This is a genomic window from Bradyrhizobium sp. AZCC 1610 (assembly GCF_036924515.1).
Classification (GTDB): Bacteria; Pseudomonadota; Alphaproteobacteria; order Rhizobiales; family Xanthobacteraceae; genus Bradyrhizobium.
On record NZ_JAZHRR010000001.1, the window covers coordinates 5912162 to 5936599 of the forward strand.

The 24438-nt window shown below is 63.5% G+C and carries 19 protein-coding genes and 2 riboswitches; of the genes, 8 read left to right on the top strand and 11 right to left on the bottom strand.

The genetic code is table 11. The features are described from left to right. Positions 1–165: 165 nt before the first annotated feature. Both V1279_RS29105 and pyk read left to right on the top strand, forming a co-directional pair. Positions 166–747 (top strand): DUF1036 domain-containing protein, encoded by a 582-nt coding sequence (locus tag V1279_RS29105; RefSeq protein WP_334443045.1) that lies wholly within the window; start codon positions 166–168, stop codon positions 745–747. Further along, positions 744–2180 (top strand): pyruvate kinase, encoded by a 1437-nt coding sequence (pyk, locus tag V1279_RS29110; RefSeq protein ID WP_334443048.1) that lies wholly within the window; start codon positions 744–746, stop codon positions 2178–2180. Before V1279_RS29105 ends, pyk begins: the two co-directional genes overlap by 4 nt. Positions 2181–2189: 9 nt before the next feature. Here pyk and V1279_RS29115 read toward each other — a convergent pair whose 3' ends face one another. The 7 genes from V1279_RS29115 to V1279_RS29145 all read right to left on the bottom strand — a co-directional run bounded on the left by V1279_RS29115 (position 2190) and on the right by V1279_RS29145 (position 11088). Next, positions 2190–2615 (bottom strand): OsmC family protein, encoded by a 426-nt coding sequence (locus V1279_RS29115; RefSeq protein WP_334443051.1) that lies wholly within the window; start codon positions 2613–2615, stop codon positions 2190–2192. An 86-nt stretch (positions 2616–2701) separates the two neighbouring features. After that, positions 2702–3376 carry a TetR/AcrR family transcriptional regulator gene (locus V1279_RS29120; RefSeq protein ID WP_334443053.1) on the bottom strand — a complete coding sequence of 225 codons (675 nt, stop codon included), beginning with the start codon at positions 3374–3376 and terminating at the stop codon, positions 2702–2704. Between the two features lie 323 nt (positions 3377–3699). Continuing rightward, complete coding sequence (locus V1279_RS29125) at positions 3700–4041, bottom strand: hypothetical protein (RefSeq protein ID WP_334443055.1); 342 nt, start codon at positions 4039–4041, stop codon at positions 3700–3702. Beyond that, the gene (locus V1279_RS29130) at positions 4026–4841 is read right to left on the bottom strand and encodes a glycosyltransferase family 87 protein (RefSeq protein ID WP_334443057.1); all 816 of its coding nucleotides are present in this window, start codon (positions 4839–4841) and stop codon (positions 4026–4028) included. Before V1279_RS29130 ends, V1279_RS29125 begins: the two co-directional genes overlap by 16 nt. A 275-nt stretch (positions 4842–5116) precedes the next feature. After that, a complete protein-coding gene (locus V1279_RS29135; protein WP_334443060.1) occupies positions 5117–6247 on the bottom strand; it encodes a ribonucleotide-diphosphate reductase subunit beta in 1131 nt (376 codons plus the stop codon). A 26-nt stretch (positions 6248–6273) separates the two neighbouring features. Further along, on the bottom strand, positions 6274–9192 hold the full coding sequence (locus tag V1279_RS29140; protein ID WP_334443063.1) for a ribonucleoside-diphosphate reductase subunit alpha: 2919 nt from the start codon (positions 9190–9192) through the stop codon (positions 6274–6276). Positions 9193–9307: 115 nt separating this feature from the next. Next, a riboswitch (cobalamin riboswitch) is annotated at positions 9308–9522 on the bottom strand. Positions 9523–9666: 144 nt separating this feature from the next. Beyond that, positions 9667–11088: a short-chain fatty acyl-CoA regulator family protein gene (locus tag V1279_RS29145; protein WP_334443066.1), complete on the bottom strand. Its 1422-nt coding sequence runs from the start codon at positions 11086–11088 to the stop codon at positions 9667–9669. 134 nt (positions 11089–11222) lie between these two features. Between V1279_RS29145 and V1279_RS29150 the strand changes: the two genes are divergently transcribed. The 6 genes from V1279_RS29150 to V1279_RS29175 all read left to right on the top strand — a co-directional run bounded on the left by V1279_RS29150 (position 11223) and on the right by V1279_RS29175 (position 18361). Beyond that, positions 11223–11654 carry an acyl-CoA thioesterase gene (locus V1279_RS29150; RefSeq protein WP_334443069.1) on the top strand — a complete coding sequence of 144 codons (432 nt, stop codon included), beginning with the start codon at positions 11223–11225 and terminating at the stop codon, positions 11652–11654. Further along, positions 11651–13204, top strand: coding sequence for an MmgE/PrpD family protein (locus V1279_RS29155; RefSeq protein WP_334443071.1), 1554 nt, complete (start codon positions 11651–11653; stop codon positions 13202–13204). Before V1279_RS29150 ends, V1279_RS29155 begins: the two co-directional genes overlap by 4 nt. Positions 13205–13215: 11 nt before the next feature. Next, positions 13216–14388: a bifunctional 2-methylcitrate synthase/citrate synthase gene (gene prpC / locus V1279_RS29160; protein WP_334443074.1), complete on the top strand. Its 1173-nt coding sequence runs from the start codon at positions 13216–13218 to the stop codon at positions 14386–14388. A gap of 10 nt (positions 14389–14398) precedes the next feature. Next, positions 14399–15319 (top strand): methylisocitrate lyase, encoded by a 921-nt coding sequence (prpB, locus tag V1279_RS29165; RefSeq protein ID WP_334443077.1) that lies wholly within the window; start codon positions 14399–14401, stop codon positions 15317–15319. Positions 15320–15427: 108 nt separating this feature from the next. After that, positions 15428–15642: riboswitch (cobalamin riboswitch) on the top strand. Positions 15643–15749: 107 nt separating this feature from the next. Beyond that, positions 15750–18110, top strand: a complete 2361-nt coding sequence (gene metE, locus V1279_RS29170) for a 5-methyltetrahydropteroyltriglutamate--homocysteine S-methyltransferase (RefSeq protein WP_334443079.1) — start codon at positions 15750–15752, stop codon at positions 18108–18110. A 53-nt stretch (positions 18111–18163) separates the two neighbouring features. Beyond that, positions 18164–18361, top strand: coding sequence for a hypothetical protein (locus tag V1279_RS29175; protein ID WP_275185808.1), 198 nt, complete (start codon positions 18164–18166; stop codon positions 18359–18361). A 154-nt stretch (positions 18362–18515) separates the two neighbouring features. On the opposite strand, the gene V1279_RS29180 is transcribed toward V1279_RS29175, so the two are convergent. The 4 genes from V1279_RS29180 to ybgF all read right to left on the bottom strand — a co-directional run bounded on the left by V1279_RS29180 (position 18516) and on the right by ybgF (position 24316). After that, on the bottom strand, positions 18516–19706 hold the full coding sequence (locus V1279_RS29180) for an ABC transporter substrate-binding protein (protein ID WP_334443084.1): 1191 nt from the start codon (positions 19704–19706) through the stop codon (positions 18516–18518). 187 nt (positions 19707–19893) lie between these two features. Then, entirely contained in the window at positions 19894–21816 is a 1923-nt protein-coding gene (ftsH, locus tag V1279_RS29185; RefSeq protein ID WP_334443087.1) for an ATP-dependent zinc metalloprotease FtsH, read from the bottom strand. A 266-nt stretch (positions 21817–22082) separates the two neighbouring features. Further along, entirely contained in the window at positions 22083–23117 is a 1035-nt protein-coding gene (tilS, locus tag V1279_RS29190; protein ID WP_334443090.1) for a tRNA lysidine(34) synthetase TilS, read from the bottom strand. A gap of 50 nt (positions 23118–23167) precedes the next feature. After that, positions 23168–24316 carry a tol-pal system protein YbgF gene (gene ybgF, locus V1279_RS29195; protein WP_334443093.1) on the bottom strand — a complete coding sequence of 383 codons (1149 nt, stop codon included), beginning with the start codon at positions 24314–24316 and terminating at the stop codon, positions 23168–23170. Positions 24317–24438: the final 122 nt, after the last annotated feature.

Consider the following 24438-nt stretch of genomic DNA (forward strand, 5'->3'; position numbering starts at 1 on the left):
TTGATATCAGGTGGGAATTGTCACAGATTTTGCCATATCTACGCGCAAAAGTGGGTATCGCACGTGGAGTCCCGGTTTCCCATAGCGCGGGAAAGGCGTGCCCGGCCGTTGACAGGTCCCGCCGGGTCACGCGAAATCGTCAATGATTTGATATAGCTTCGCTGCATGACCGCAAAAGATTCTCGCCGCTTGTTCCCCCTCTCCGCACGCATGACCGCCGGCCTGATGCCAGTGCTCGCGTTGGCGGCGGCGTGTCTGTGGAGCAGTCCGGCGGCGGCCGATTTCCGGCTCTGCAACAATACCTCCAGCCGGGTCGGCATTGCGCTGGGCTACAAGGATGCCGAGGGCTGGACCACTGAGGGCTGGTGGAACGTGTCATCGCGCAGTTGCGAGACGCTGCTGCGCGGAACTCTTGTCGCCCGTTACTATTACATCTACGCGCTCGACTATGACCGCGGCGGCGAATGGTCGGGGCAGGCCTTCATGTGTTCGCGTGACAAGGAATTCACCATCAAGGGTACCGAGAATTGCCTGGCGCGCGGCTACGACCGCACCGGGTTCTTCGAGGTCGACACAGGCGAACAGCGAGCGTGGACCGTGCAACTGACCGAAGCCAACGAACAACCCGCGCAGCGCGTGCCGGGAATACCGGGCACCATGGGACCGGGCGGCCCCGGCGGGGTTCCCGGCCTGTCCAATCCGCCAAGCGGACCGGGTCTGCCGCCAGCCGCGGCGCCCAAGCAATGAGACGGCTCCGTCGTATCAAGATACTCGCAACCCTCGGCCCGGCATCGTCAGACAGCGCGATGATCCGGAAGCTGTTCGAGGCCGGCGCGGACGTGTTCCGCATCAATATGAGCCACACGCCGCACGACAAGATGCGCGAGTTGGTCAACACCATCCGCAATGTCGAGAGCAGCTATGGCCGCCCGATCGGCATCCTGGTCGACCTGCAGGGACCGAAGCTGCGGCTCGGCGCTTTCGCCGAAGGCTCGACCCAGCTCAAGAACGGCCAGAGCTTTGTGCTCGATTCCGACAAGACACCGGGCGACAACAATCGCGTGCAGTTGCCGCATCCGGAAATCCTCGCAGCGCTTCGGCCGGGCCATGCGCTGCTGCTCGACGACGGCAAGGTGCGCCTGATCGCCGAAGAGACCTCGCCGGAGCGTGCAGTGACGCGGGTGGTGATCGGCGGCAAGATGTCGGACCGCAAGGGCGTCAGCCTGCCCGATACCGACCTTCCTGTTTCGGCGATGACGCCGAAGGACCGCGCCGATCTGGAGGCCGCACTTGTGACCGGGGTCGACTGGATCGCGCTCTCCTTCGTGCAGCGCGCCGAAGACGTCAACGAGGCCAAGCGCATGATCCGCGGCCGCGCTGCGGTAATGGCCAAGATCGAGAAGCCGCAGGCGATCGACCGGCTCGCAGAAATCATCGACGCGTCCGACGCGCTGATGGTGGCGCGCGGCGATCTCGGCGTCGAGCTGCCGCTGGAGCGGGTGCCGAGCCTGCAGAAGCAAATGACGCGGATGGCGCGCCGCGCCGGCAAGCCGGTGGTGATCGCCACCCAGATGCTGGAATCGATGATCCAGGCGCCGGTGCCGACGCGCGCCGAAGTCTCCGACGTCGCGACCGCTGTCTATGAAGGCGCCGATGCCATCATGCTGTCGGCTGAATCGGCCGCCGGCAAATTCCCGGTCGAAGCGGTTTCGACCATGAACCGCATCGGCGAGGAAGTGGAGCGCGACCCGACCTATCGCTCGGTGCTGACGGCGCAGCGGTCTGAGCCGGAGAACACGGTCGGCGACGCCATTGCCGACGCCGCGCGGCAGATCGCCGAAACGCTGGAATTGTCGGCGATCATCTGCTGGACCTCGTCGGGTTCGACGGCGATCCGCGTGGCGCGCGAGCGGCCGAAGCTGCCGGTGGTGGCGATCACGCCCAACCTTGCGACCGGCCGCAAATTGTCCGTCGTCTGGGGCGTGCATTGCGTGGTGGCCGAAGACGCGCACGACCAGGACGACATGGTCGATCGCGCCGGCTCGATCGCGTTCCGTGACGGCTTCGCCAAGGCCGGCCAGCGCGTGATCATCGTGGCCGGTGTGCCGCTCGGCATTCCCGGCACCACCAACATGGTGCGCATCGCCAATGTCGAGCCGGAGGGCGGGGCGAAGAAGTGACGGCGCCGATTACTGCAGCGTCGCGTCCAGCGTAATCTCGGTGTTGAGAAGTTTCGACACCGGGCAGCCGGCCTTGGCCTTACCGGCCAATTCCTCGAACGTCGCCTTGTCCGCGCCCGGGATCTTCGCGTTCAGCGTCAGATGAACCGAGGTGATGGCAAATCCATCGCCCTGTTTTTCCAGCGCGACGTCGGCCTTGGTTTCCATGTGTTCGGCGGTGAGCTTGGCTTCTCCCAAAATCAGCGACAGCGCCATGGTGAAGCAGGCGGCGTGCGCGGCGCCGATCAATTCTTCCGGGTTGGAGCCGGGCTTGCCCTCGAAGCGGCTGGCAAAGCCGTAAGGGTAATCGTTGAGCGCGCCGCTCTTGGTCGAGATAGTGCCCTTGCCGTCCTTGATGCCGCCCTGCCATTTGGCGGATCCTGATGTCGTCGTCATCGCATGCTCCTGATCACGGGTGAACCCGTCGATAAGCCGCAGCGTGACAAATGGTTGCGACAAAGGCGTGTCGAGCAGCGGTGAGTTCAGGCGCCGACCAGCGCCTTTGCCGGCAGCACCGCCTGCACCACGAGGCCGCGGGCACGGGCATCCATTACGCCGACGGCACGCAGCGCCAACAATGTGACGGTTTGCACGGCGTCGCGCAGCCTTGCGGGATCATCCAGATTCTCGGGCGCCAGCGGGCCGACCAGCGATTCATGCAGCGCGCCGAGCAGCGCGGTGGCGGCAAGCGCCGTGTCCTGAGCGGGGAGGTGTCCGGCGCGCACCGCGGCATCGATTCTGGCAGCAATCTCGCCGGAGATTTCGCGGCGGCTGGCGAGCCGCGACGCCGAGACGTCGACATCGACAGGTTCGGCCAGAATGCCCCAGGCCAGCTTGCGCTGCGACAGCACATGCACGGCAACCGTGGTGACGGCGCCGGCCAGCGCCGAGGACGGCCCTGGAGCGGCATCCGCCGCGCGGCGGATTGCCGCCAGTTCGTCGCGCGAGACCTCGGCGATCAGTTCGGAAATCAGCTCGGCCTTGGAGGGGAAGTAGCGGTAGACGGTGCCGGCCGCGACATTGGCGCGGATCGCTACCGGGGCGATCTGCACCGCCGCCATGCCGCCCTCGGCCGCAGCGTCTCGCGCCGCCGCCAGGATGGCGCTACGCCGCGCCGCCAGCCGCTTTACGACCTGATGGGTTCGCCGATACACCATGGCGCGTCTTCCGTCCCCGGCGCGCCGTCGAGCCCCGTGGAGCCTGCCAGAACGCGCGCACAATGTCTTGAGCGATAAGCGGACTCATCGCTTTGAAGAAGTGAACAACTATTCACGCCTGATGACAAGACGGATTTGCAACGCGGGTTGGCGAAGGGCCAGTACCGAACGAGCATAAACGATGACCACAATCCAGACGAGTGCTATGTAGACGAGGCCGGAATGTTTGCGGATGCAGCCCTGTGGACGGTGCTCATCACATAACGAGCGGCTGCGATTTCACGTCCCTCGCGCACAATACCGTCGCCATCGCCTCGCGCCGTTCACGCCCCTGCCGCGACGAGTTTTGGCGCCGGCTCATGCCGCCACCACGATCCGGCGCGGCGCAGGATAAGCGCGGACACGACCAGCGTGGCGCCAAGGCCGGTCGGAATACCGGTGAACATGTAGCAACCGATAAGGGCGACGGCGGCGCCGAGTGCCGGAAGCTCGTAGGCGCGAAAACCGGTCTTCAATCCAATGCGGACCAGGAAGGCGATCGGGATCGCCAGCACCATCATGTCGTACATGAAGAGATAGGGCGTGGTCAGCAGTGTGCCGGCGGCGAGCGCTGCGGCCTTCAGGGTGTAGCGCACGCGGCTTCGCCACATCAGCGCCAGCACCATGGGAACCCACTGGAATGCCCAAGCGGCTCGCTGCCGCCGAAGTAACGCACCAGCGAGAAGATGCTTTGCAGCTTCCACCATGGGGCCTTGCCTTCGGTCAGGAACGCCTGCGAGAATTTCGGCATCCAGTGGAAGAACGCCAGCCAACTCTCTATGCCGAAGGCGAGCCAGGAAGCGGCGGCCAGCACGGCCGCCGTTACGCCGGCGCTGATGAACACGCGCCAATGCCCGGCTGCGATCAGCATGATAGGAAACAGCAGCCCGTATTGCGGCTTGTAGGTCAAAAGCCCGAGGCAGATGCCCGCCAGTACCGGCCGTATCGGGATCAGATAGAGCGCACCGCCGATCAGCGCCGCGGTGAGGAATCCGTTCTGGCCAACCAGCGCATTGATGAACGCAATCGGAATGGCGAGCGCGAGCAGGTAGCCGAAGTTGCGGCCGACGATTGCGCGCATCGCGACAAGAAAGGGCAGAAAGCTGGCCACGACCCAGCCGATATACGCGACCTGATAGGGAAGCTGCGCCAGCAAGGATGCGACGAACAGGAATGGCGGCGGATAGTGCCAGGCGAAGTAACCGACAAAATCCTGGCCGAGTTTTGCGACCTCGACCTGCTTCTGGATGTCCCAGTCATAGGCCTGTGCCGGGAGGCCATCGAGCACCAGGCGGCCGGCAGCCCAGACGTTGATGAAATCGGTCGGGATGCCGAGGCCGTTCGGATCGTAAACCCACCAGTGTGAGAAATACGCCACCCCGCAAAGCGTCACGTTCGCAACCGCCAACACAAGGCACACCTTCACGAGCCACGCCGGAATCGGGGCTGGTTCGTGTGCGGTCTTGAGGGTGGAAAGAGAGGCGCGGTCATGCGCGGTCCTTGCCTGAGCGCGCCCTGTCCGAAGGCGCACACCCTTAAAGCAATAGGCCAGACTGAATTGAGGAAATCTTAAGTTTTAGCGCGGCAACGGCGGTTTTCGTGGTCCCTGCGAACGCAGGATGCCCGGGTGGAGGGAGTGGAGAGCCCATCAGCTCGTCGTCCCTGCGAAAGCATGCGAAAGCAGGGACGACACAGTGTCCCCTACTCCCAGCTCAGCGCGCCGCCGTTCTGATACTCGATCACCCGTGTCTCGAAGAAGTTCTTCTCCTTCTTCAGGTCCATCGCCTCCGACATCCACGGAAACGGATTCTCGGTTTCGTCGAACACCCGCTGTAGCCCAAGCTGCGCGCAGCGGCGGTTGGCGATGAAGTGCATGTAGCACTCGCACAACGCCGCATTTAGCCCAAGAAATCCGCGCGGCATGGTGTCCCGCCCGTAGGCCGCTTCCAGCTCGGCCGCCTCGCGCACCATGGCACGGACTTCGTCCTGAAAAGGTTTGGTCCACAGATGCGGATTCTCGATCTTGATCTGGTTGATGACGTCGATGCCGAAGTTCAGATGAATCGATTCATCGCGCAGGATGTACTGGTACTGCTCGGCAATGCCGACCATCTTGTTGCGGCGGCCGAGCGAGAGGATCTGGGCGAACCCGGTATAAAACCACATGCCCTCGAAGATGACATAGAAGGCGACGAGATCGCGCAAGAACGCCTGGTCGGCTTCCGGTGTCCCGGTCTTGAAATCGGGATCGTCGAGGTGCTGGGTATGCTTCAACGCCCACGCCGCCTTGTTGGTGATCGAGGGCACCTCGCGGTACATGTTGAACAGCTCGCCCTCGTCGAGGCCGAGGCTCTCGACGATGTACTGGAAGGTGTGGGTGTGAACGGCCTCTTCGAAGGACTGCCGCAGCAGATACTGCCGGCACTCCGGATTGGTGAGGTGGCGGTAGATCGCCAGCACGATATTGTTGGCGACGAGGCTTTCGGAAGCCGCGAAGAAGCCGAGGTTGCGCTTGATGGCGCGGCGTTCATCCTCGGTGAGGCCGTCGCGCGACTTCCACAGCGCGATGTCGGCCTGCATCGAGACTTCGGTCGGCATCCAGTGATTGTTGCAGCCGGCGAGATACTTCTCCCATGCCCATTTGTATTTTAGCGGCAGCAGTTGATTGACGTCGGCGCGGCAATTGATCATCCGCTTGTCGTCCACGGACACCCTGCCGCCGCTTCGGTCGATGGTACCGAGGCCGGTTTGATCGGCCGCGACAGCGGTTTGCGCCACCAAGGGAGGCGGCATCCGGCGTTGGGGCGCGGAGGGTTCGGACCAGTCGAGCATTGTCGTTTCCTTCTTTTCTTGTCTGCTTACTGGCAGGCTTCGCATTCGGGATTGTCGATGGAACACGCCACTGCGCCGGACAGATCGGGCGCCGTGATTGCGTACGGGACGATGATCGGCGCGGCCGCCGACATCACAGGTGCGGCAGCAACGCTGTTGAGCTTGCCGTCGGTGCCCCGCAGCGTGGACTTTTCGACATGCGTCGCGCTGCGCGAGCGCAGGTAATAGGTCGTCTTCAGCCCGCGCGCCCAGGCCAGCCGATAGAGCGCATCGAGCTTCTTGCCGGAAGGGTTGGCGATATAGAGGTTGAGCGACTGCGACTGGTCGATCCATTTCTGCCGCCGGCTGGCCGCCTCGATCAGCCAGGCGCTGTCGATCTCGAACGCGGTGGCATAGAGCGCCTTGATCTCGTCTGGAATGCGGTCGATGGCGCCCACGCTGCCGTCGAAATATTTGAGGTCGTTGACCATCACCTCGTCCCACAGCCCGCGCGCCTTGAGGTCGCGTACCAAAAACTCGTTCACCACGGTGAAGTCGCCGGACATGTTGGATTTGACATAGAGGTTCTGGTAGGCCGGCTCGATCGACTGCGCCACGCCGCAAATATTCGAGATCGTCGCCGTCGGCGCGATCGCCATCACGTTCGAATTGCGCATGCCGGTCGCTTTGACGCGCTCGCGCAAGCGATCCCAGTCGAGCGTCACGCTGCAGTCCATCGCGAGGCCGCCGCGGGCTTCCGCCAATTGCTCGATCGAATCGATCGGCAAGATGCCGCGGCTCCAGAGCGAGCCATCGAACGACGGATAGCGCCCGCGTTCGGCGGCCAGATCGGCCGAGGCCGAGATGGCAAAGTAAGAAATCATCTCCATGCTGGTATCGGCGAAGGCAACAGCCGCGTCGGAAGCCATCGCGATTCGCAACGCCTGCAGCGCATCCTGGAAGCCCATCAGCCCGAGACCGACCGGGCGGTGCCGCAGGTTCGAACGCCGCGCTTCGGGGATGGTGTAGAAATTGATGTCGATGACATTGTCGAGTATCCGCATTGCCGTCGTCACACTGCGTTGCAGCCGCGTCTCGTCCAGCCGGCCCTCCCGCACATGGTGAAGCAGGTTGATCGAGCCAAGATTGCAGACGGCGGTCTCGTCGTCCGACGTATTGAGCGTGATTTCCGTGCAGAGGTTCGAGGAATGAATCACGCCGGCATGGCGCTGCGGCGAGCGCAGATTGCAGGGGTCCTTGAACGTGATCCAGGGATGCCCGGTCTCGAACAGCATGGTCAGCATCTTGCGCCAGAGATCCGTGGCGCGAACCTGCTTGAACACGCGGATTTCACCCCGCGCCGCCTTCGCCTCATAGGCCGCATAGCGCTCGGCGAACGGCTGGCCGTAGAGGTCGTGCAGGTCGGGCGTCTCGTCCGGCGAGAACAGCGTCCATTCGCCGTCGGCCTCGACGCGCTGCATGAACAGGTCGGGTACCCAGTTCGCGGTGTTCATGTCATGGGTGCGGCGGCGATCGTCGCCGGTATTCTTGCGCAGGTCGAGGAACTCCTCGATGTCGATGTGCCAGGTCTCGAGATAGGCGCAGACCGCGCCCTTGCGTTTACCGCCCTGGTTGACCGCGATCGCGGTGTCGTTCGCAACTTTGAGGAACGGCACCACGCCCTGGCTTTCGCCATTGGTGCCCTTGATGTGGGCGCCGAGCCCGCGCACGCGGGTCCAGTCATTGCCGAGCCCGCCGGAATATTTCGCCAGCAGCGCGTTGTCCTTGACCGACTTGAAGATACCGTCAAGATCGTCGGCAACGGTGGTGAGGAAGCAGGACGACAGTTGCGGCCGCAGCGTTCCCGAATTGAACAGCGTCGGTGTCGAAGCCATGAAGTCGAACGACGACAGCAAATCGTAGAACTCGATGGCACGTGCCTCGCGGTCGATCTCGCGCAGCGCAAGACCCATGGCGACGCGCATGAAGAACGCCTGCGGCAATTCGATGCGATTGCCGCGCTCATGCAGGAAATAGCGGTCGTAGAGCGTTTGCATGCCCAAAAACTGGAACGCCAGATCGCGCTCCGGCTTCAGCGCCGCGGCGAGCTTTTTCAGGTCGAACCGCGCCAGATCAGGATCGAGCAGTTCAGCCTTGATGCCGGTCTTGATGTAGGCCGGGAAATATTCGCCGTAGCGCACGGCCATGTCGGCCTGCGAGGCGCTGGTCGGCGTCCCCTCCACAAAAGACAGCACCTCGGTGCGCAGCTTGTCCAGCAGCAGCCGCGCGCTGACATAGGCGTAGTTCGGCTCCTGCTCTACCAGCGTGCGCGCAGCCATCACCGACGCCAACGCCAGTTCGCCCTCGCCGATGCCGTCATAGAGATTGCGCTGCGTTTCGGCGAGCACGGCCGCGGCGGCCACGCCCTCGAGACCGCCGCAGGACTCTTCGATGATCAGCGTCAGACGCGCGATATTGAGCGGGACCTGCACGCCGCTCGCCAGCGTGACGCGCAGCGAAGGCTCGCCCGACGGCTGAGCGGCGTTGGCCGCGTCCTGTCCTGCGCGTTGGCGCGTGCGCTCCTCGCGATACAGCACATAGGCGCGCGCGACCTTGTGGTGCTCGCTCCGCATCAAGGCGAGTTCGACCTGGTCTTGCACGTCCTCGATATGAAAGGTGCGCCCCTCGCTCATCCGGCGCGACAGCGCGCCGACGACTTCGGAAGTCAGTTGCTCGACGATTTCATGGACGCGGCGGGAAGCGGCCGCGCCATGCCCCTCGACCGCGAGAAACGCCTTGGTCATCGCGACCGAAATCTTGCTGGCGTCGAATTTCGAAACCGTGCCGTTGCGGCGGATCACCTGCATCGGCAACGCACCCTCCGGCGAAGTTGACGATTCGGTGCGCAACGCGAGAAAGGGAGCGCCTTTGGCTTCGGGAGAAACGAGTTGAGAAGATTGCGACATCGGCAGACCCCGTAGTGTTGTTGGGGCTGGATGTCTTGAGGCGACGCTGCATAGGATGCCCGGCGCAAGGCAGGGCAAGAATCTGCGAGCGACCGCCGGGACACCCCGCCCGTGGACGTTTTTCGGTGTCGCGGCAGGTCTCCTGGCTCGCAGGTCGCCGTTGCACCCGGTCTTCCCAATGCGTGGCCGCATCAGTGACGTGAATCGGGAGCAACTCACTGCTTACAGTTGCGGGGGCAGCGTCAGATTCTCGCCAAACGCGCGATACACCGACTTCCCTCTTAGCCACCAAATCTTGCGATCCAGCGGACCGTGACGTCTATATATGGTAATATTCGCAACGAAATGTCAATGGGCGCGGGAGATCGATGCCCTCAATTTCCAAAAAAATTTCCGCAGAGGGATGGGAAACACGGAAAGCCGATTCTTTCTCCGCGTGAAAGCCGTTTTCCCCGATATCCCGGCTATGTCGGATCATGACGTGGCATAGGGCGCGAATCGGGATCGCGTCTCGTCGATTCGGAGGGCGCGGCCGACCGGTGGAAACGCGCGCTGCGGACAATCCGGCCGTTCGCAAACCTTGCAGCCCATGCCGATCGGCGTCGCCAGTGACGGATCGATCTTGAGGCCCTGCGAATAGACGATTCGCTCCGCATGGCGAACATCGCATCCCAGGGCGACCGCAAACGTCTTGGCAGGCGCTCCGTAGCCTCCGCTGCCGTGCGACACCGTCCGGGCAACCCAGAGATAGGTTCGCTCATCAGGCATCCGCGCCAACTGCGTCAGGATACGCCCCGGGTTGGCGAAGGCCTCATAAACGTTCCACAGCGGACAGGTCCCGCCGACCCGCGAAAAATGGAAATCGGTCGCCGATTGTCGCTTCGATATGTTTCCGGCGCGATCGACGCGGATAAAGAAGAACGGCACGCCCCGCGCGTTATGGCGCTGCAGGGTGCTCAGCCGGTGACAGATCGTTTCAAAGCCGACGCCGAACCGGTGACTGAGCAACTCGATGTCGTAGCGGCACCGCTCCGCTTCCGTCAGGAAAGCGGCGTAAGGCAAAATCAGCGCACCGGCGAAATAGTTTGCGAGCCCGATGCGGGCGAGGCCGCGCGATTCGTGGCTGGTGAACTTTGCCTTGTCAACGATCGAACGTATCGCCTCGTCCAGTTCCAGAATGGCGATCTGCGTCGCGAGCTGAAACGCCTGCTGGCCCGGATCAAGGCTCGGCGACAACCGCAGCATTCGTGTGCGGCCATCGAACAGGCGCTGCGTTCCCGATCCCAACTCGTCGCTCGCCTCGATCAGGACAGTCACGCCGTGCCGGCTTTCGAGATACGACACCAGGCCCGGCGTCATCCGCCCGATGGGTAACTCCATGCCGCCGGCGATCGCTTCCGCCGCATCGTCGAGCTCAGCAATGTAGTTGTGCTGCAGATAGAAGAAGTCGCGGACTTCCTCGAACGGCGTGGACGGCGGAACCGCGGCTGCAGCCTGACGGTCGTCGCCGAGCCGCGCGGAGATGGCCGCATATTGCTCGGCGGCGTGGCGATATTTGCGGTTGAGGTTGACCAGCGCGCGCCCGACCGCAGGCATGTTCTGCGCAAGCTCGCGAAGTTCAGCGATAGCGATCGTCTCGCCCAATGAAGGGTCCGCCAGCGCTTCGCGGAGGTCCGAGATCAAGCGCGCTTCGTCGCCCTCGGCGAACGACTGCACGTCCAGGCCAAATACCGAATTGAGCGCCAGCAGCACCGGCACGGTCAGCGGCCGCTGATTGTTTTCCAATTGGTTGAGGTAGCTCAGGGAGATCCCGAGTTTGCCGGCAAGTGCTGCCTGCGTCAGGCGCTGCTCCTCACGCAGTCTTTTCAACCGCACGCCCATGAAGGTCTTTTTCATTGCGTCACCTTCGCAAACTTTGCAAATCAATCGGCTTTTCTTCGCAAGACTATGCTTTTTCAGCCATTTCGATGGTGCACGTTTGTAGATATTGCGAAGTCGTGAGGGAATAACAAGTCGTCCAGAGCAGGAAAATGCATTCAGCGGCGTCGCCAAACCTTCCTCCCGACGAAACCCGGTTCGTGGAGATGGTGTTTCCGGAGCAGGCCAATCACTACGGCACGCTGTTCGGCGGCCACGCCCTGAGCCTGATGGGCAAGGCGGCTTTCGTTACAGCCGCGCGGCACGCGCGCCAGAGCGTCGTCATGGTGACCTCGGACAAGATCGAATTTCACGAGCCGATCCATGTCGGCGAACTCGTCGAGCTGGTTGCCCAGGTCGTACGTGTCGGCCGCAGCTCCATGACGGTCGCGGTCGACATGATTCGCGAAGACCTGATCAGCGGCAGACGGCAATCCGCGGTGCGCGGAACGTTCGAGATGGTCGCGGTGAACGAATTCGGCCGTCCGGTCCCGATCATGCAACCAGCCACGATCGATCCAATCCAGAAGGAAGCTGCGTCTTGAAACAGCATAGCGTTCGTACGTTCAAATCGGCCGATCAACTCCCGCGCGCGAGCCAACTGGCCTGGAAGATCGCCGAGGTGGCCGCCGACACAGTCGCGGTCGAGAGCAATGTGGTGGAGATGCTGGGCAACCGCATCATCGATAACGCCGCCGTCGCTGCAGCCTCAGTGGCGCGGCGCCCCGTTGTTAGCGCGCGAACGCAAGCCGAGGCGCATCCGTTCCAGCCGGGAGCCACCGTGTTCGGGCTGGCGCGGTCGCAGCTGATTTCGCCGGAATGGGCCGCTTGGGCCAACGGCGTTGCCGTCCGCGAACTCGATTTCCACGACACGTTCCTGGCGGCGGATTATTCGCATCCCGGCGACAACATTCCGCCGGTGCTGGCTGTCGCCCAGCACTGCGGACTGACGGGCGCAGACCTCGTGCGCGGACTGGCCGCCGCTTACGAAATTCAGGTCGATCTCGTGATCGGCATCTGCCTGCACGAGCACAAGATCGATCACATCGCCCATCTCGGCCCGTCCGCCGCCGCCGGGATCGGCGCGCTGCTCGGATTGCCTGCCGAGACGATCTATCAGGCCGTTCAGCAGGCGCTCCACGTCACCACGACCACGCGGCAATCGCGCAAGGGCGAGATATCGAGCTGGAAGGCCTATGCGCCGGCCTTCGCCGGCAAGATGGCGATTGAATCCGTCGATCGCGTGATGCGCGGCGAAGGCGCGCCGTCACCCGCCTATGAGGGCGAAGACGGCTTCATCGCCTGGCTGCTCGGCGGTCCGGCTGCGGAATACGCGGTGCCGCTGCCTGAGAAGGGCGAGCCCAAGCGCGCCATTCTCGACACCTACACCAAGGAGCACTCAGCCGAATATCAGAGCCAGGCGCTGATCGACCTGGCGCGCCGGCTGGGACCGAAGATCGGCGATCTCTCGAAGATCGAAAGCATCGTCATCCACACCAGCCATCACACCCACTACGTGATCGGCACCGGCGCCAACGACCCGCAAAAGATGGATCCGAAGGCGAGCCGCGAAACGCTCGACCATTCGATCATGTACATTTTCGCGGTCGCACTCGAAGACGGCGGCTGGCATCACGAACGGTCCTATGCCCCGGAGCGCGCGGGCCGCGAAGCGACGGTCGCGCTGTGGCGCAAGATCTCGACGGTCGAAGACCCCTCATGGACCCGCCGCTACCACAGCCACGATCCGAGGGAAAAAGCGTTCGGCGGCCGCGTCATCGTGAAGCTGAAGGACGGCTCCGTCATCAGCGACGAAATTGCGCTGGCGGATGCACATCCGCTGGGCGCCCGCCCGTTCAAGCGGCCGGACTACATCCTGAAATTCCGCAACCTGGTGGAAGGTGTGATCACCACAACCGAGCAGGATCGCTTCATCGCAACGGTGGAAAGATTGGTCTCGCTGAAGGCGAACGAGCTGACCGAACTCACCTTCACGGTCGATCCAAAATTCCTCGGCGCGACATCGACGTACGGCATCTTCGACTGGCGCGACACTGCTCCGGTTGCAATCCAGCGCGCCGCCGGCAATCGATAAGGGAGATTGAGATGACGGACATCAAGCCTCCGCCTAAGAAATCGGTCGCGCTATCAGGCGTGATCGCTGGCGACACCGCGCTGTGCACGGTCGGCCGCACCGGAAACGACCTGCATTATCGCGGCTACGACATTCTCGATGTCGCGGAAAGCTGCGAATTCGAGGAGATCGCGCATCTTCTCGTTCACGGCAGCCTGCCTGCTTTGTCGGAGCTCAGAAACTACAAGGCCAAGCTGAAGGCGCTGCGCGGGTTGCCGCTCGCTGTGTTGCAGACCCTGGAATTGCTGCCCGCCGCCGCGCATCCGATGGATGTCTTAAGAAGCGGCGTCTCCGCGCTCGGCTGCATCCTCCCCGAGGCCCATGATCACAACCAGCCCGGCGCCCGCGACATTGCCGACCGGCTGATGGCCTCGCTTGGATCGATGCTGCTCTACTGGCACCACTACGCCCACCACGGCCGCCGGATCGACGTCGAAACCGACGACGATTCGATCGGCTCGCACTTCCTGCATTTGCTCCATGGTAAAAAGCCGCCGCCATCGCACGAGCGCGCGATGCATACCTCGCTGATCCTCTACGCCGAGCACGAGTACAACGCCTCGACGTTCACGGCGCGCTCGATCGCGGGCACCGGGTCGGACCTCTATTCCGCGATCACAGGCGCGATCGGCGCGCTGCGCGGGCCGAAACATGGCGGCGCCAACGAGATCGCCTTCGAAGTACAGAAGCGCTACGGCGATACGGAAGAAGCGGAGGCCGATATCCGCCGGCGCGTCGCGGCCAGGGAAGTCGTGATCGGCTTCGGTCATCCGGTCTACACGATTGCCGACCCACGCAACAAGGTGATCAAGGAAGTCGCGCGCCGTCTCGGCATTGAAAGCGAGAACACCCGCATGTTCGAAATAGCCGACCGGATCGAGGCGGTGATGGCGGACGCCAAGAAGATGTTCGCCAATCTCGACTGGTTCAGCGCGGTCTCCTACCACGCGATGGGCGTGCCGACCGCGATGTTCACGCCGCTGTTCGTGATTTCCCGGACGTCGGGATGGGCGGCGCATGTGATGGAACAGCGCATCAACAACAAGATCATTCGCCCGGCCGCGAATTATATCGGCCCGGAGAACCTGAAGTTCGTGCCGCTGCATGAGCGAGGCAAAGCCGCCATCGCCCCACGCGCCGCATAAGGATGCAACAATGGTATATCTCCTGGGTGTTGATCTCGCCGACAAGCCGGCCGGGGCCCGCTTCCGCGACCTCCTGGGCACGCCAGGCATTCTCCAGATGCCGGGCACGCACAACGGAATGGCCGCGCTGCAGGCCCGCGACGCCGGCTTCTCCGCGCTTTATTTGTCGGGCGCGGCGATGACAGCTTCGATGGGCCTGCCCGATCTCGGCATCATCACCATCGAGGAAGCCGCCTTCTTCATCCGCCAGGTAGCGCGCGCTAGCGGCCTGCCGGTGCTGGTCGATGGCGACACCGGCTATGGCGAAGCGCTCAATGTCATGAACATGGTGCGCGCCTTCGAGGATGCAGGTGCTGCGGCCGTTCATATCGAGGACCAACTGCTTCCGAAAAAATGCGGTCATCTCAACGACAAAAGGCTGGCGGATGGGCGCGACATGGCGGCCAAGATCGCCGCCGCCGCAAAGGCGCGGCGTCATCTCTATCTGATCGCGAGAACCGATGCTGCGGCGAGCGAAGGCATGGACGGCGCGGCGGCCCGCGCCAAGCTCTATCTGGAAGCGGGAGCGGAGGCGATATTTCCCGAAGCGATGATTTCGCGCGAGATGTTCCAGGAATTCGCCAGTCGCGTTCCCGGTGTTCCGCTGCTCGCGAACATGACGGAGTTCGGCAAGACGCCGTTCTTCACCGCGTCCGAGTTCGAGGCGATGGGCTATCGGATGGTGATCTGGCCGGTGTCGTCGCTTCGCGTCGCCAACAAGGCCCAGCAGGATCTGTTCGCCGCCCTCAAACGCGACGGCAGCACCTGCAAGATGCTCGACCAGATGCAGACGCGCGCTGAGCTCTACGCAACGATCGGGCTGCACGATTACGAGGCGCTCGACGCCTCCATCGTCAGAACCATCGTCCCCGCAGGCACGCCGCAGAGGTGAATTATGTCGCTATCGCGCTTCGATCGAAATGGAATACAACGAATGGTGATGACAGAGAGCACCAACGCGGGATTACCAGATCTCATATTGACTGAGATCGCCGTTGACCTTAACTGAACCGGTCGTGGTTCTTCGGGCTCGTTCGGCCCGAAGCTAAGAGGGAAGCCGGTGCGGCCGAAAAAGCCAAAGCCGGAGCTGCCCCCGCAACTGTAAGCGGCGAGCCGCTGTCCAACAACGTCACTGAGACCTTGCGTGGTTTCGGGAAGGCCGGACAGCAGCACTGACCCGCGAGCCAGGAGACCTGCCTCGACAACATACACGTCCTCGGGCGGGGTGTCCCGGTGGTGCGGTTGCGATTCCGCGCGCGCTGCCGTACGTGGAATCCAGACGTGTCACTTCGGCCTTTGCCCCCAACTTTTGGGGTTAAGCCATGTCTCTTTCTTCTACGATCTCCACTTCCTCGCTTCCTGTTGCCTCCCTCGGCACGCCACGGATCGGCCCGCGCCGCGAGCTGAAATTCGCGCTGGAAAGTTTCTGGTCGGGCGCTTCGGACGAAAAAGCCCTGGTCGAAGCCGGCGCCGGTCTTCGCGCGGCCAACTGGGCGCGCCAGAAGAAACTCGGCGTCAGTGTGATCCCATCGAACGATTTTTCGTTCTACGACCAGATGCTCGACACATCAGTGATGGTCGGTGCGATTCCGGAAATCTATCGATGGAACGGCGGCCCGGTCCCGCTCGCAACTTACTTCGCGATGGCCCGCGGTGCACAAGGCAAAACGCATGAGGCGAGTTGCGGGCATGCCCATCACGGGCACGACGCCGCGCACGGCGTGCCGGCGCTTGAGATGACAAAATGGTTCGACACCAACTACCACTACATGGTGCCGGAACTGACGAAGGATCAGCAGTTCACCCTGGCCTCGCGCAAGCCGATCGAGGAATACGAGGAGGCCAAGGCGCTGGGCTATCAGACCCGCCCCGTGCTGGTCGGGCCGGTCACGTTTCTCAAACTCGCCAAGAGCAAGGAGGCCGGTTTCAATCCGCTGTCGCTGCTCGACCGGTTGTTGCCGGTCTACATCGAGGTGCTGCGCGAACTGGCCTACCGCGGCGCCGAATGGGTGCAGATCGACGAGCCATGTCTTGTGCTCGACCTCGATATTGTCGGGCAGCAGGCGCTGCGTTACGCCTACACAGAGATCGCCAACGCGGTGCCGCAGCTCAAGATCATGCTGGCAACCTATTTCGGCGGACTGGGCGTTAACCGCGATACCGCGCTGGCGCTGCCCGTCGCCGGCCTGCATCTCGACCTGGTGCGCGCGCCTGATCAGATCGACGACCTCGTCAATTTTCCAAAAGACCGCGTGCTGTCGCTCGGAATCATCGACGGCCGGAACATCTGGCGCGCGGATTTGAGCCGGATCCTCGACCGGCTCGAACCCGTGATCGCGAAACTCGGCAAGGATCGCGTGCAGATCGCGCCCTCCTGCTCGCTGTTGCATGTCCCGATCGATCTGGCGCTGGAAACAGGGCTCGATTCCGAAATCATAAGCTGGCTGGCGTTCTCGGTGCAGAAGCTCGAGGAGCTGACCACGCTCGGGACGGCACTCGCCGGTGGGCGCGGCAGCGTCGAAGCTGCCCTGCGTGTCTCGGACGAGGCGGCCACCGCGCGCAAGGCCTCGCCGCGAATTCACGATGCGAAGGTCGCGGCGCGCATCGCCGGCATCGACGACGCCATGCGTCGCCGCGCCAGCGCATTCGCCGAGCGCGCCGGCGTTCAGCACCAGCGCTTCAACCTTCCCGCCTTCCCGACCACGACCATCGGCTCGTTTCCGCAGACGGCCGAAGTCAGGAAAGCCCGGGCCGCGCACGCCAGCGGAGCCCTGACGGATGAAGTCTACAAGATCTATTTGCAGGACCAGACGGCCCGCGCGGTGCAGTGGCAGGAAACCATTGGTCTCGACGTGCTCGTGCATGGCGAGTTCGAGCGCAACGACATGGTGCAGTATTTCGGCGAACAGCTCGCGGGCTTCGCCTTCACCACCCACGGCTGGGTGCAATCCTACGGATCGCGCTACGTTCGCCCGCCGGTGCTGTTCGGCGACGTCTCGCGCCCGCGGCCGATGACGGTCGAGTGGTGGCAATACGCCCAGTCGCTGACGAAAAAGCCGATGAAGGCGATGCTGACCGGCCCTGTCACCATCCTGAACTGGTCGTTCGTCCGCGACGACATTGCCCGCAGCGAGGCCTGCCAGCAGATCGCGCTCGCGATCCGCGACGAGGTCGCCGATCTCGAGGCCGCCGGCGCCGGCATGATCCAGATCGACGAGGCGGCGCTGCGGGAGGGTCTGCCGCTGCGCAAATCCGACTGGAAGGCCTATCTGGACTGGGCCGTCGACGCCTTCCGCCTCTGCTCGTCCGGCGTGCGCGACGAAACCCAGATCCACACCCACATGTGCTACTCGGAGTTCAACGACATCATTGGCGCGATCGGTGCGATGGACGCCGACGTGATCTCGATCGAGACCTCGCGCTCGAAGATGGAGTTGCTCGACGCGTTCAGGGACTATCGCTATCCGAACGAAATCGGCCCCGGCGTCTACGACATCCATTCGCCGCGCGTCCCCGAGATCGGAGAGATGACCGGCCTGCTCAGGCTGGCACGAGAGCGGCTTGCCGACGCCCAGATCTGGATCAATCCGGATTGCGGATTGAAGACCCGCAAATGGGAAGAGGTGCGACCCGCGCTCGTCAACATGGTCGCGGCGGCTCGCGAATTGCGGGCATCCGCCTAGCGCAAGACGGACCTCTTCTCTAGTCTTGCTGCAGATGATCGAAGGAGACTGCGATGCGCTTCTGGATTCAATGCACGAGGTTCGAGACGGGGCAACCCATCCACATCAATATCGCGCTCGTCGGCAGCATGTCGCGCGACGGCGAGCGCACCGTGCTCGCCTTCGTTGGCGGCGACGGGGAGACGATCGAAGTGGTAGAGACGCCGGAGCATATCCTGGCCGTGCATCTCGGCGCCCCGGCGAAGGCATAGCTCACCTCGTGGCGGCAACCACGTCATTGCGAGTGAAGCGACTTGTCCGCCATAGCTCAACGAGCGAAGGCGGAAGCAATCTATCCCCGCGCTGCGAGATGGATTGCTTCGTCGCTCCGCTCCTCGCAATGACGGTGGGAACGCAGCGAGCTCCTCAATTCCCTGTCTGCAGCTCGCCAAACCGCTCCCACGTCTTGCCGTTGAATCGCATGAACTGCATTTGGTCGACCGGCACGTGATCGGTCGGTGAGGTATTGACCTTGATGCCCGGCAGCAGCATCGGCAGTCCCAAGTCCTTGATCGAATAGGCCTGCTTTAAAATGTTCTCGGTCGACAGATCGTTGCCGCAGGCCTTCAGCACCGCTTCCAGCACCATCGCGCTGTTATAGGCGTTGACGTAGTTAGTGTCGTGCTGATCGCCGTCGGGAACGTATTTGGTCATGAATTCGCGCCAGCCTTTGACGCCGGGATCGTCCTTCCAGGCGGGATCGTCGGGATCCTTGACGTAGGCGGTGGACAGAATGCCGGTGCCGGCCTCCACACCGGCTGGCTCCATCACGGTGGAAATCCACACCGCCACGTTGGAGAGGAACGTCATCGGCCGCCAGCCGATCTCGAACGCCTTGCGGATCGACTGCGCGGCGAATTTTGGCGTTGCCGCGATCACGAACACGTCGGCGCCGGACGCTTTCAGCTTCACGATCTGGGAGTCGATGGTCGGATCGGAGATTTCGTAGGTCGCTCCCGTCACTGCCGAATCGTATTTGTCGCCGAGCACGTCCTTCAACCCTGCGAGATAGTCGCGGCCGTAATCGTCGTTCTGCGAAATCACCGCAAATTTTGCGTTCGGGTTCTTTGCCAACGTATGGCGCGCATAGAGCCGGGCCTCGTAGCGGAACGGCGCCTGCACGCCGACGGTGGCTTGCGGAAATTGCGCGATGTCGGCAAATTTCGAGGCGCCGGAGGCCAGGAACAGTTGTGGGACATTCTTGCTCTGGAGATATTTCGCGATCGCGGTGTTGTGCGCGGTGCCGATCGAGGAGAAGATCAGCGCGACCTCGTCGCTTTCGACCAGCCGCCTCGTCTGTTCCACCGTTTTCGGCGGCGCGTAGCTGTCGTCGAGCGAGATCAGATTGACCTTACGGCCATTGATGCCGCCGCGCTCATTGACCATCTTGAAATAGCCGACCTCGCCCTTGCCGAGCGCGCCGAACGCCGACACCGGCCCGCTATAGGGCATGGTCTGGCCGATCTTGATTTCGGTTGCGGTGACGCCGCGCATTTCGGCGGCAGATGCGGGAAGCGCCAGGAACACCAGCGCACCAAATCCTGCGAGCAAACGCATCGGTTTCGCCTCCCATGTACGGGCGCTTGGGCCGATGGCTGCGACAGGCGCGGCTCGGCCGACGCTCTCTCTTGTGGCGCAAGCATGCCATGGCGTGCCGAACCACGCCATGGCTAACGATGACATCAGCGACATAAAAAAACGCGGCGTCTCTCCGCCGCGTTTTTTATTCAGATGCGATCCGCGCTTACGCCTGCGGCTGCGGCTCCAGGCCGGGGTCCGGATCGGGACGCGGGCGCGGCTTGCCGGCGGGAGGGACGGCGGAGGCGCGCGGCGCGCTCGGCTCCAGTACCGACTCGCGGTTGGGCTTCTTGCCCTTCAGCAGGTCGATGATTTCGTCGCCGCTCAGCGTCTCGAATTCGAGCAGGCCCTTGGCCAGCGCCTCGAGGTCCTCGCGTTTCTCGGTGAGGATTTTCGTGGCCTCGTTGTAGCCTTCCTCGACCAAACGCCGGATCTCGGAGTCGATCTTCTGGACGGTCGCTTCGGATGCGTTCTGCGTGCGCGACACCGACATGCCCAGGAATACCTCGTCCTGGTTTTCGCCGTAAGACACGGTGCCGAGTTCTTCCGACAGGCCCCAGCGCGTCACCATCATGCGCGCCAGACGCGTCGCCTGTTCGATGTCGGAAGCCGCACCCGAGGTGACCTTCTCGCGGCCGAAGATCAGTTCTTCCGCGACACGGCCGCCCATCATGATGGCCAGCCGCGAGGTCATCTGCTCGAGCGACATCGACAGCTTGTCGCGCTCGGGCAGTTGCATCACCATGCCGAGCGCCCGTCCGCGCGGAATGATGGTCGCCTTGTGGATCGGGTCGGTCGCAACAACGTTGAGGCCGACGATGGCGTGTCCGCCCTCGTGATAGGCCGTCAGCAGTTTCTCTTCCTCGGTCATGACGAGCGACTTGCGCTCGGCGCCCATCATCACCTTGTCTTTCGCCTCTTCGAACTCAGCCTGCGTCACCATGCGCTTGTTACGGCGTGCGGCGGTCAGCGCGGCCTCGTTGACGAGGTTCATCAGGTCGGCGCCGGAGAAGCCCGGCGTGCCGCGCGCGATGGTCTTGAGGTTGATATCCGGCGCCAGCGGCACCTTGCGAACGTGAACCTTCAGGATCTGCTCGCGGCCGACGACATCAGGGTTCGGCACCACGACCTGGCGGTCGAAGCGGCCGGGCCTCAGCAGTGCCGGATCGAGCACGTCGGGACGGTTGGTCGCGGCGATCAGGATCACGCCTTCATTGGCCTCGAAGCCGTCCATCTCGACCAGCAACTGGTTGAGCGTCTGTTCGCGCTCGTCATTGCCGCCGCCCAACCCGGCGCCGCGATGACGGCCGACCGCGTCGATTTCATCGATGAAGATGATGCAGGGCGCGTTCTTCTTGGCCTGCTCGAACATGTCGCGGACACGAGAGGCGCCGACGCCGACGAACATTTCGACGAAGTCCGAACCCGAGATCGTGAAGAACGGCACGTTGGCTTCGCCTGCGACCGCACGCGCGATCAGCGTCTTGCCGGTGCCGGGAGGGCCGACCAAGAGCACGCCGCGCGGAATCCGTCCGCCGAGGCGCTGGAATTTTCCGGGATCGCGCAGGAATTCGACGATCTCCTGCAGGTCCTGCTTGGCCTCGTCGACACCCGCAACGTCCTCGAAGGTGACGCGGCCATGGGCCTCCGTCAGCATCTTGGCGCGCGACTTGCCAAAGCCCATCGCCTTGCCGGCGCCGCCCTGCATCTGCCGCGACAGGAAGATCCACACGCCGATCAGTGCGATGAAGGGCAGCCAGGAGACGAGCAGCGACACGAACCACGGCACGTTGTCGCCGGGGGGCTTCGCGGTGATCGAGACCTTGCCGTCATAGAGGCGCTTCACCAGCGTCGGGTCGTTCGGTGCATAGGTCTGGAAAGAGGAGCCGTTGGTGAAGGTGCCGTGGATATCCGGCCCCTGGATCACGACGTCGCGAACGCGGTTCTGGTCGACCTCGCTCAACAACTGCGAAAACGAGATGTCCTGCGAGGACGTGCGCTGACCAGGATTCTGGAAGAGCGTGAATAATGCCAACAGCAGCAAGACAATAATGACCCAGAGGGCGAAGTTGCGCAGATTGGCGTTCATTGATCTTCCTTCGTGGTCGCGCGGATCGCGGCCCAATGTCCTTGGCAGTAACCCTAGAGTATTCCTTGGGTAGTGAGGCGAGAATCCCCGGTCCACTACACCCAATCTAGGTGGCGCCCGGGTCAATGCCAAGGGAACCATACGGGACTATTTAACGCATCTTAACGCGATACCCGGTCAAAAAATGACGCAAAATCCGAGGTTTTTCCGGGGTGGTTAAGGCTCTTCGTCCCGATATCACAGATATCTGGATATGGGGACGCTTCTCACGCACGGCTACCCCGCCGCGGCGGCGCTGGATCGACATGAATTCGCCCCTTCGTCAGGCTGATCGCCGCCCCGGCCAGCGTCTGTTTCAGCCTTGTCTGCCTCGCGCCATTCGCAATGGCCCGGTCCAGCACCGCCAGCAGCGCTTCCACCTTGCCGAGTTCCGCAGGCCCTTCGTGGCCGGCCCGGTCGATCGCGCGCTTGAGCAGCCGAAGCCGGATTTCCTCCGGCAGACCGGCAAATGCGGCGGCATCGAATCCGAAGCGCGAGGCATCATTGCGATCTCTCAAGGCGAGATAGCGCTCGGCGCCGTCGGCCAGCGCTTCGATCGCGGCATTCGCCCGCGCCAGCCTTGTTGCCAGCCGCGCCAGGTTTCGGCTGTCGCCGCCCTCCTCGACCAGCGCAGGCATTAACGCGCGCAGCCGCGGCCGCGTGAAGCTCATGTCCCGATTGGTGGGGTCGTCGGCAAAGGCGATCTTCGCCTTGTCGAGCGTCGCAACGAGCCGGGATTTCGGAACGTCGAGCAACGGCCGCGCCAGCCACACGCCCTCGCGCTCGGTCTCGCGCGCCATCGCGGCGAGACCGGCGATGCCGCTGCCGCGCAGTATCCGCATCAACAGCGTCTCGGCCTGGTCGTCACGGGTATGCGCGGTCAGGATGTGCGTGGCGCCGCTCGCCCGCGCGGCTTTCGCCAGCAGCCGATAGCGCGCCGCGCGGGCTGCGGCCGGCAAGCCGGTCTTCGGTTTGGGCCCGTTCCAGCGCAGCGTGCGATGGGGCAAATCGAGCGTGCGTGCGAGGCGCTTGACGTCGCGCGCCTCGCGCGCGGCCTCACGCCGCAAGCCGTGGTCGACGGTGACGGCGATCAATCGCGGCCCACGCGTCAAGGCGCGGCGCCAGCGGGCGGCAAGCCACATCAGGGCAAGGGAATCCGGGCCACCGGATACCGCCAGCACGAGCGCGGGCGCGGCCTTCCAATGTGCGAACAGATCTTTCGCTTGCTGTACCGAGATCGGCGCGTGGTCGTCGTCAGCCATGGCATCGCCAGTCTATTCGAGGCCGATGGCGGCCTCGACCGGCTTCCGCTTTAGCACTTAACCCGCTTTTGCTCACGGTCGACGGCAGCCTTCACGCCGGCAGATGCGCGCGGATATTTCCGCGTGACCTCGCCGAGCGCGGCGCAGGCGGCTTCCTTTTCCTTCAACGCCGCCAGCGACTGGCCGAGCCGCAGCAGGGCGTCGGGTGCCTTGCCCGACTTGTCGAACTTGGTGGTGACGCCGAGGAACGCTTCCGCGGCGTCGCGATATTGCTGGCGCTGGAAATGACTCTCGCCGAGCCAGTATTGCGAATCCGCGACCAGCGGATCGCTCGGATATTTCTGCGCAAAATTCTTCATCGTCTCTTCGGCCAGCGCATAGTCCTTGCGCTGCATGTAGCCGATGCCGAGATCGAATTCGTCCTTCGACGTGGCCGAGGGCGGCAGCGTGGTCAGCGCGGCGCTGGCGCCGGCCCCGGGGCCGCGGGGTGGCGGTGCGGCGGCGACGGGCGGCGGCAAGGCGCCTCCGGGGTCGCGCGGGCCGCCGAGATTGAGCGGCTCGCCCGGACCGCGCCCGCCAGGCGCGCCGATCGACGCCTCGTTTCCGATCGGCATCTGGCCGCCGCCAAGCGCACGCGGCGCACCGGGGGCGTTGGGATTCTGGCTGGGATCGAAGGCATCACCACGACGGCGGCCACCGGCCTGCGGGGCTGCCGGGTCCTGCACGATCGGCGCAGGCGCCGCGATCTGCGGCTGCTGGTCGTAGCCGGGTTGGGCCTGCGGATAGCCCTGCTGCTGGCGAGGCCCCTGCTGCGGATAACCTTGTTGCGGATAACCCTGTTGCCCCTGCGCCGGACCGGGCTGGGCCGCGGGCGGTGCCGCGGCCATGCCGGGCTGCGTGACCGGGGGCTGGCCGCCTGGCGCGGGCGGTGCGGCGCCGAGCTGACGCAGCCGATCCTCCAGCTGGCGGTTACGGTACTGCAGTTCCTCGTTCTGGCCGGTCAGCTGCCGGAGCTGGTTTTCCAGCCGCTGGATCCGCATTTCCAGGTCGGCGTCATCGGACTGCGCCTGGACTTGCGGGGAGCCTTGCGGAGAACGCTCCCACGGGAACGTGATCTGTGCGGACGAGGTCTGCACAGACAAGCCCAGCATCGCGGCGATCGCCGCGGCACCGGCAGCATTGAAGAATCTGGATGACATTTTGCCCTGACGACGAAAACCACGTGTCAAACGAAAGCAGAACACATTGAGAGAGGGAGTACGCCAGAATTGTGACTGGCATTTCCGATTCGGTTCGCGGAATTCCGGTATGGTTTAGTATC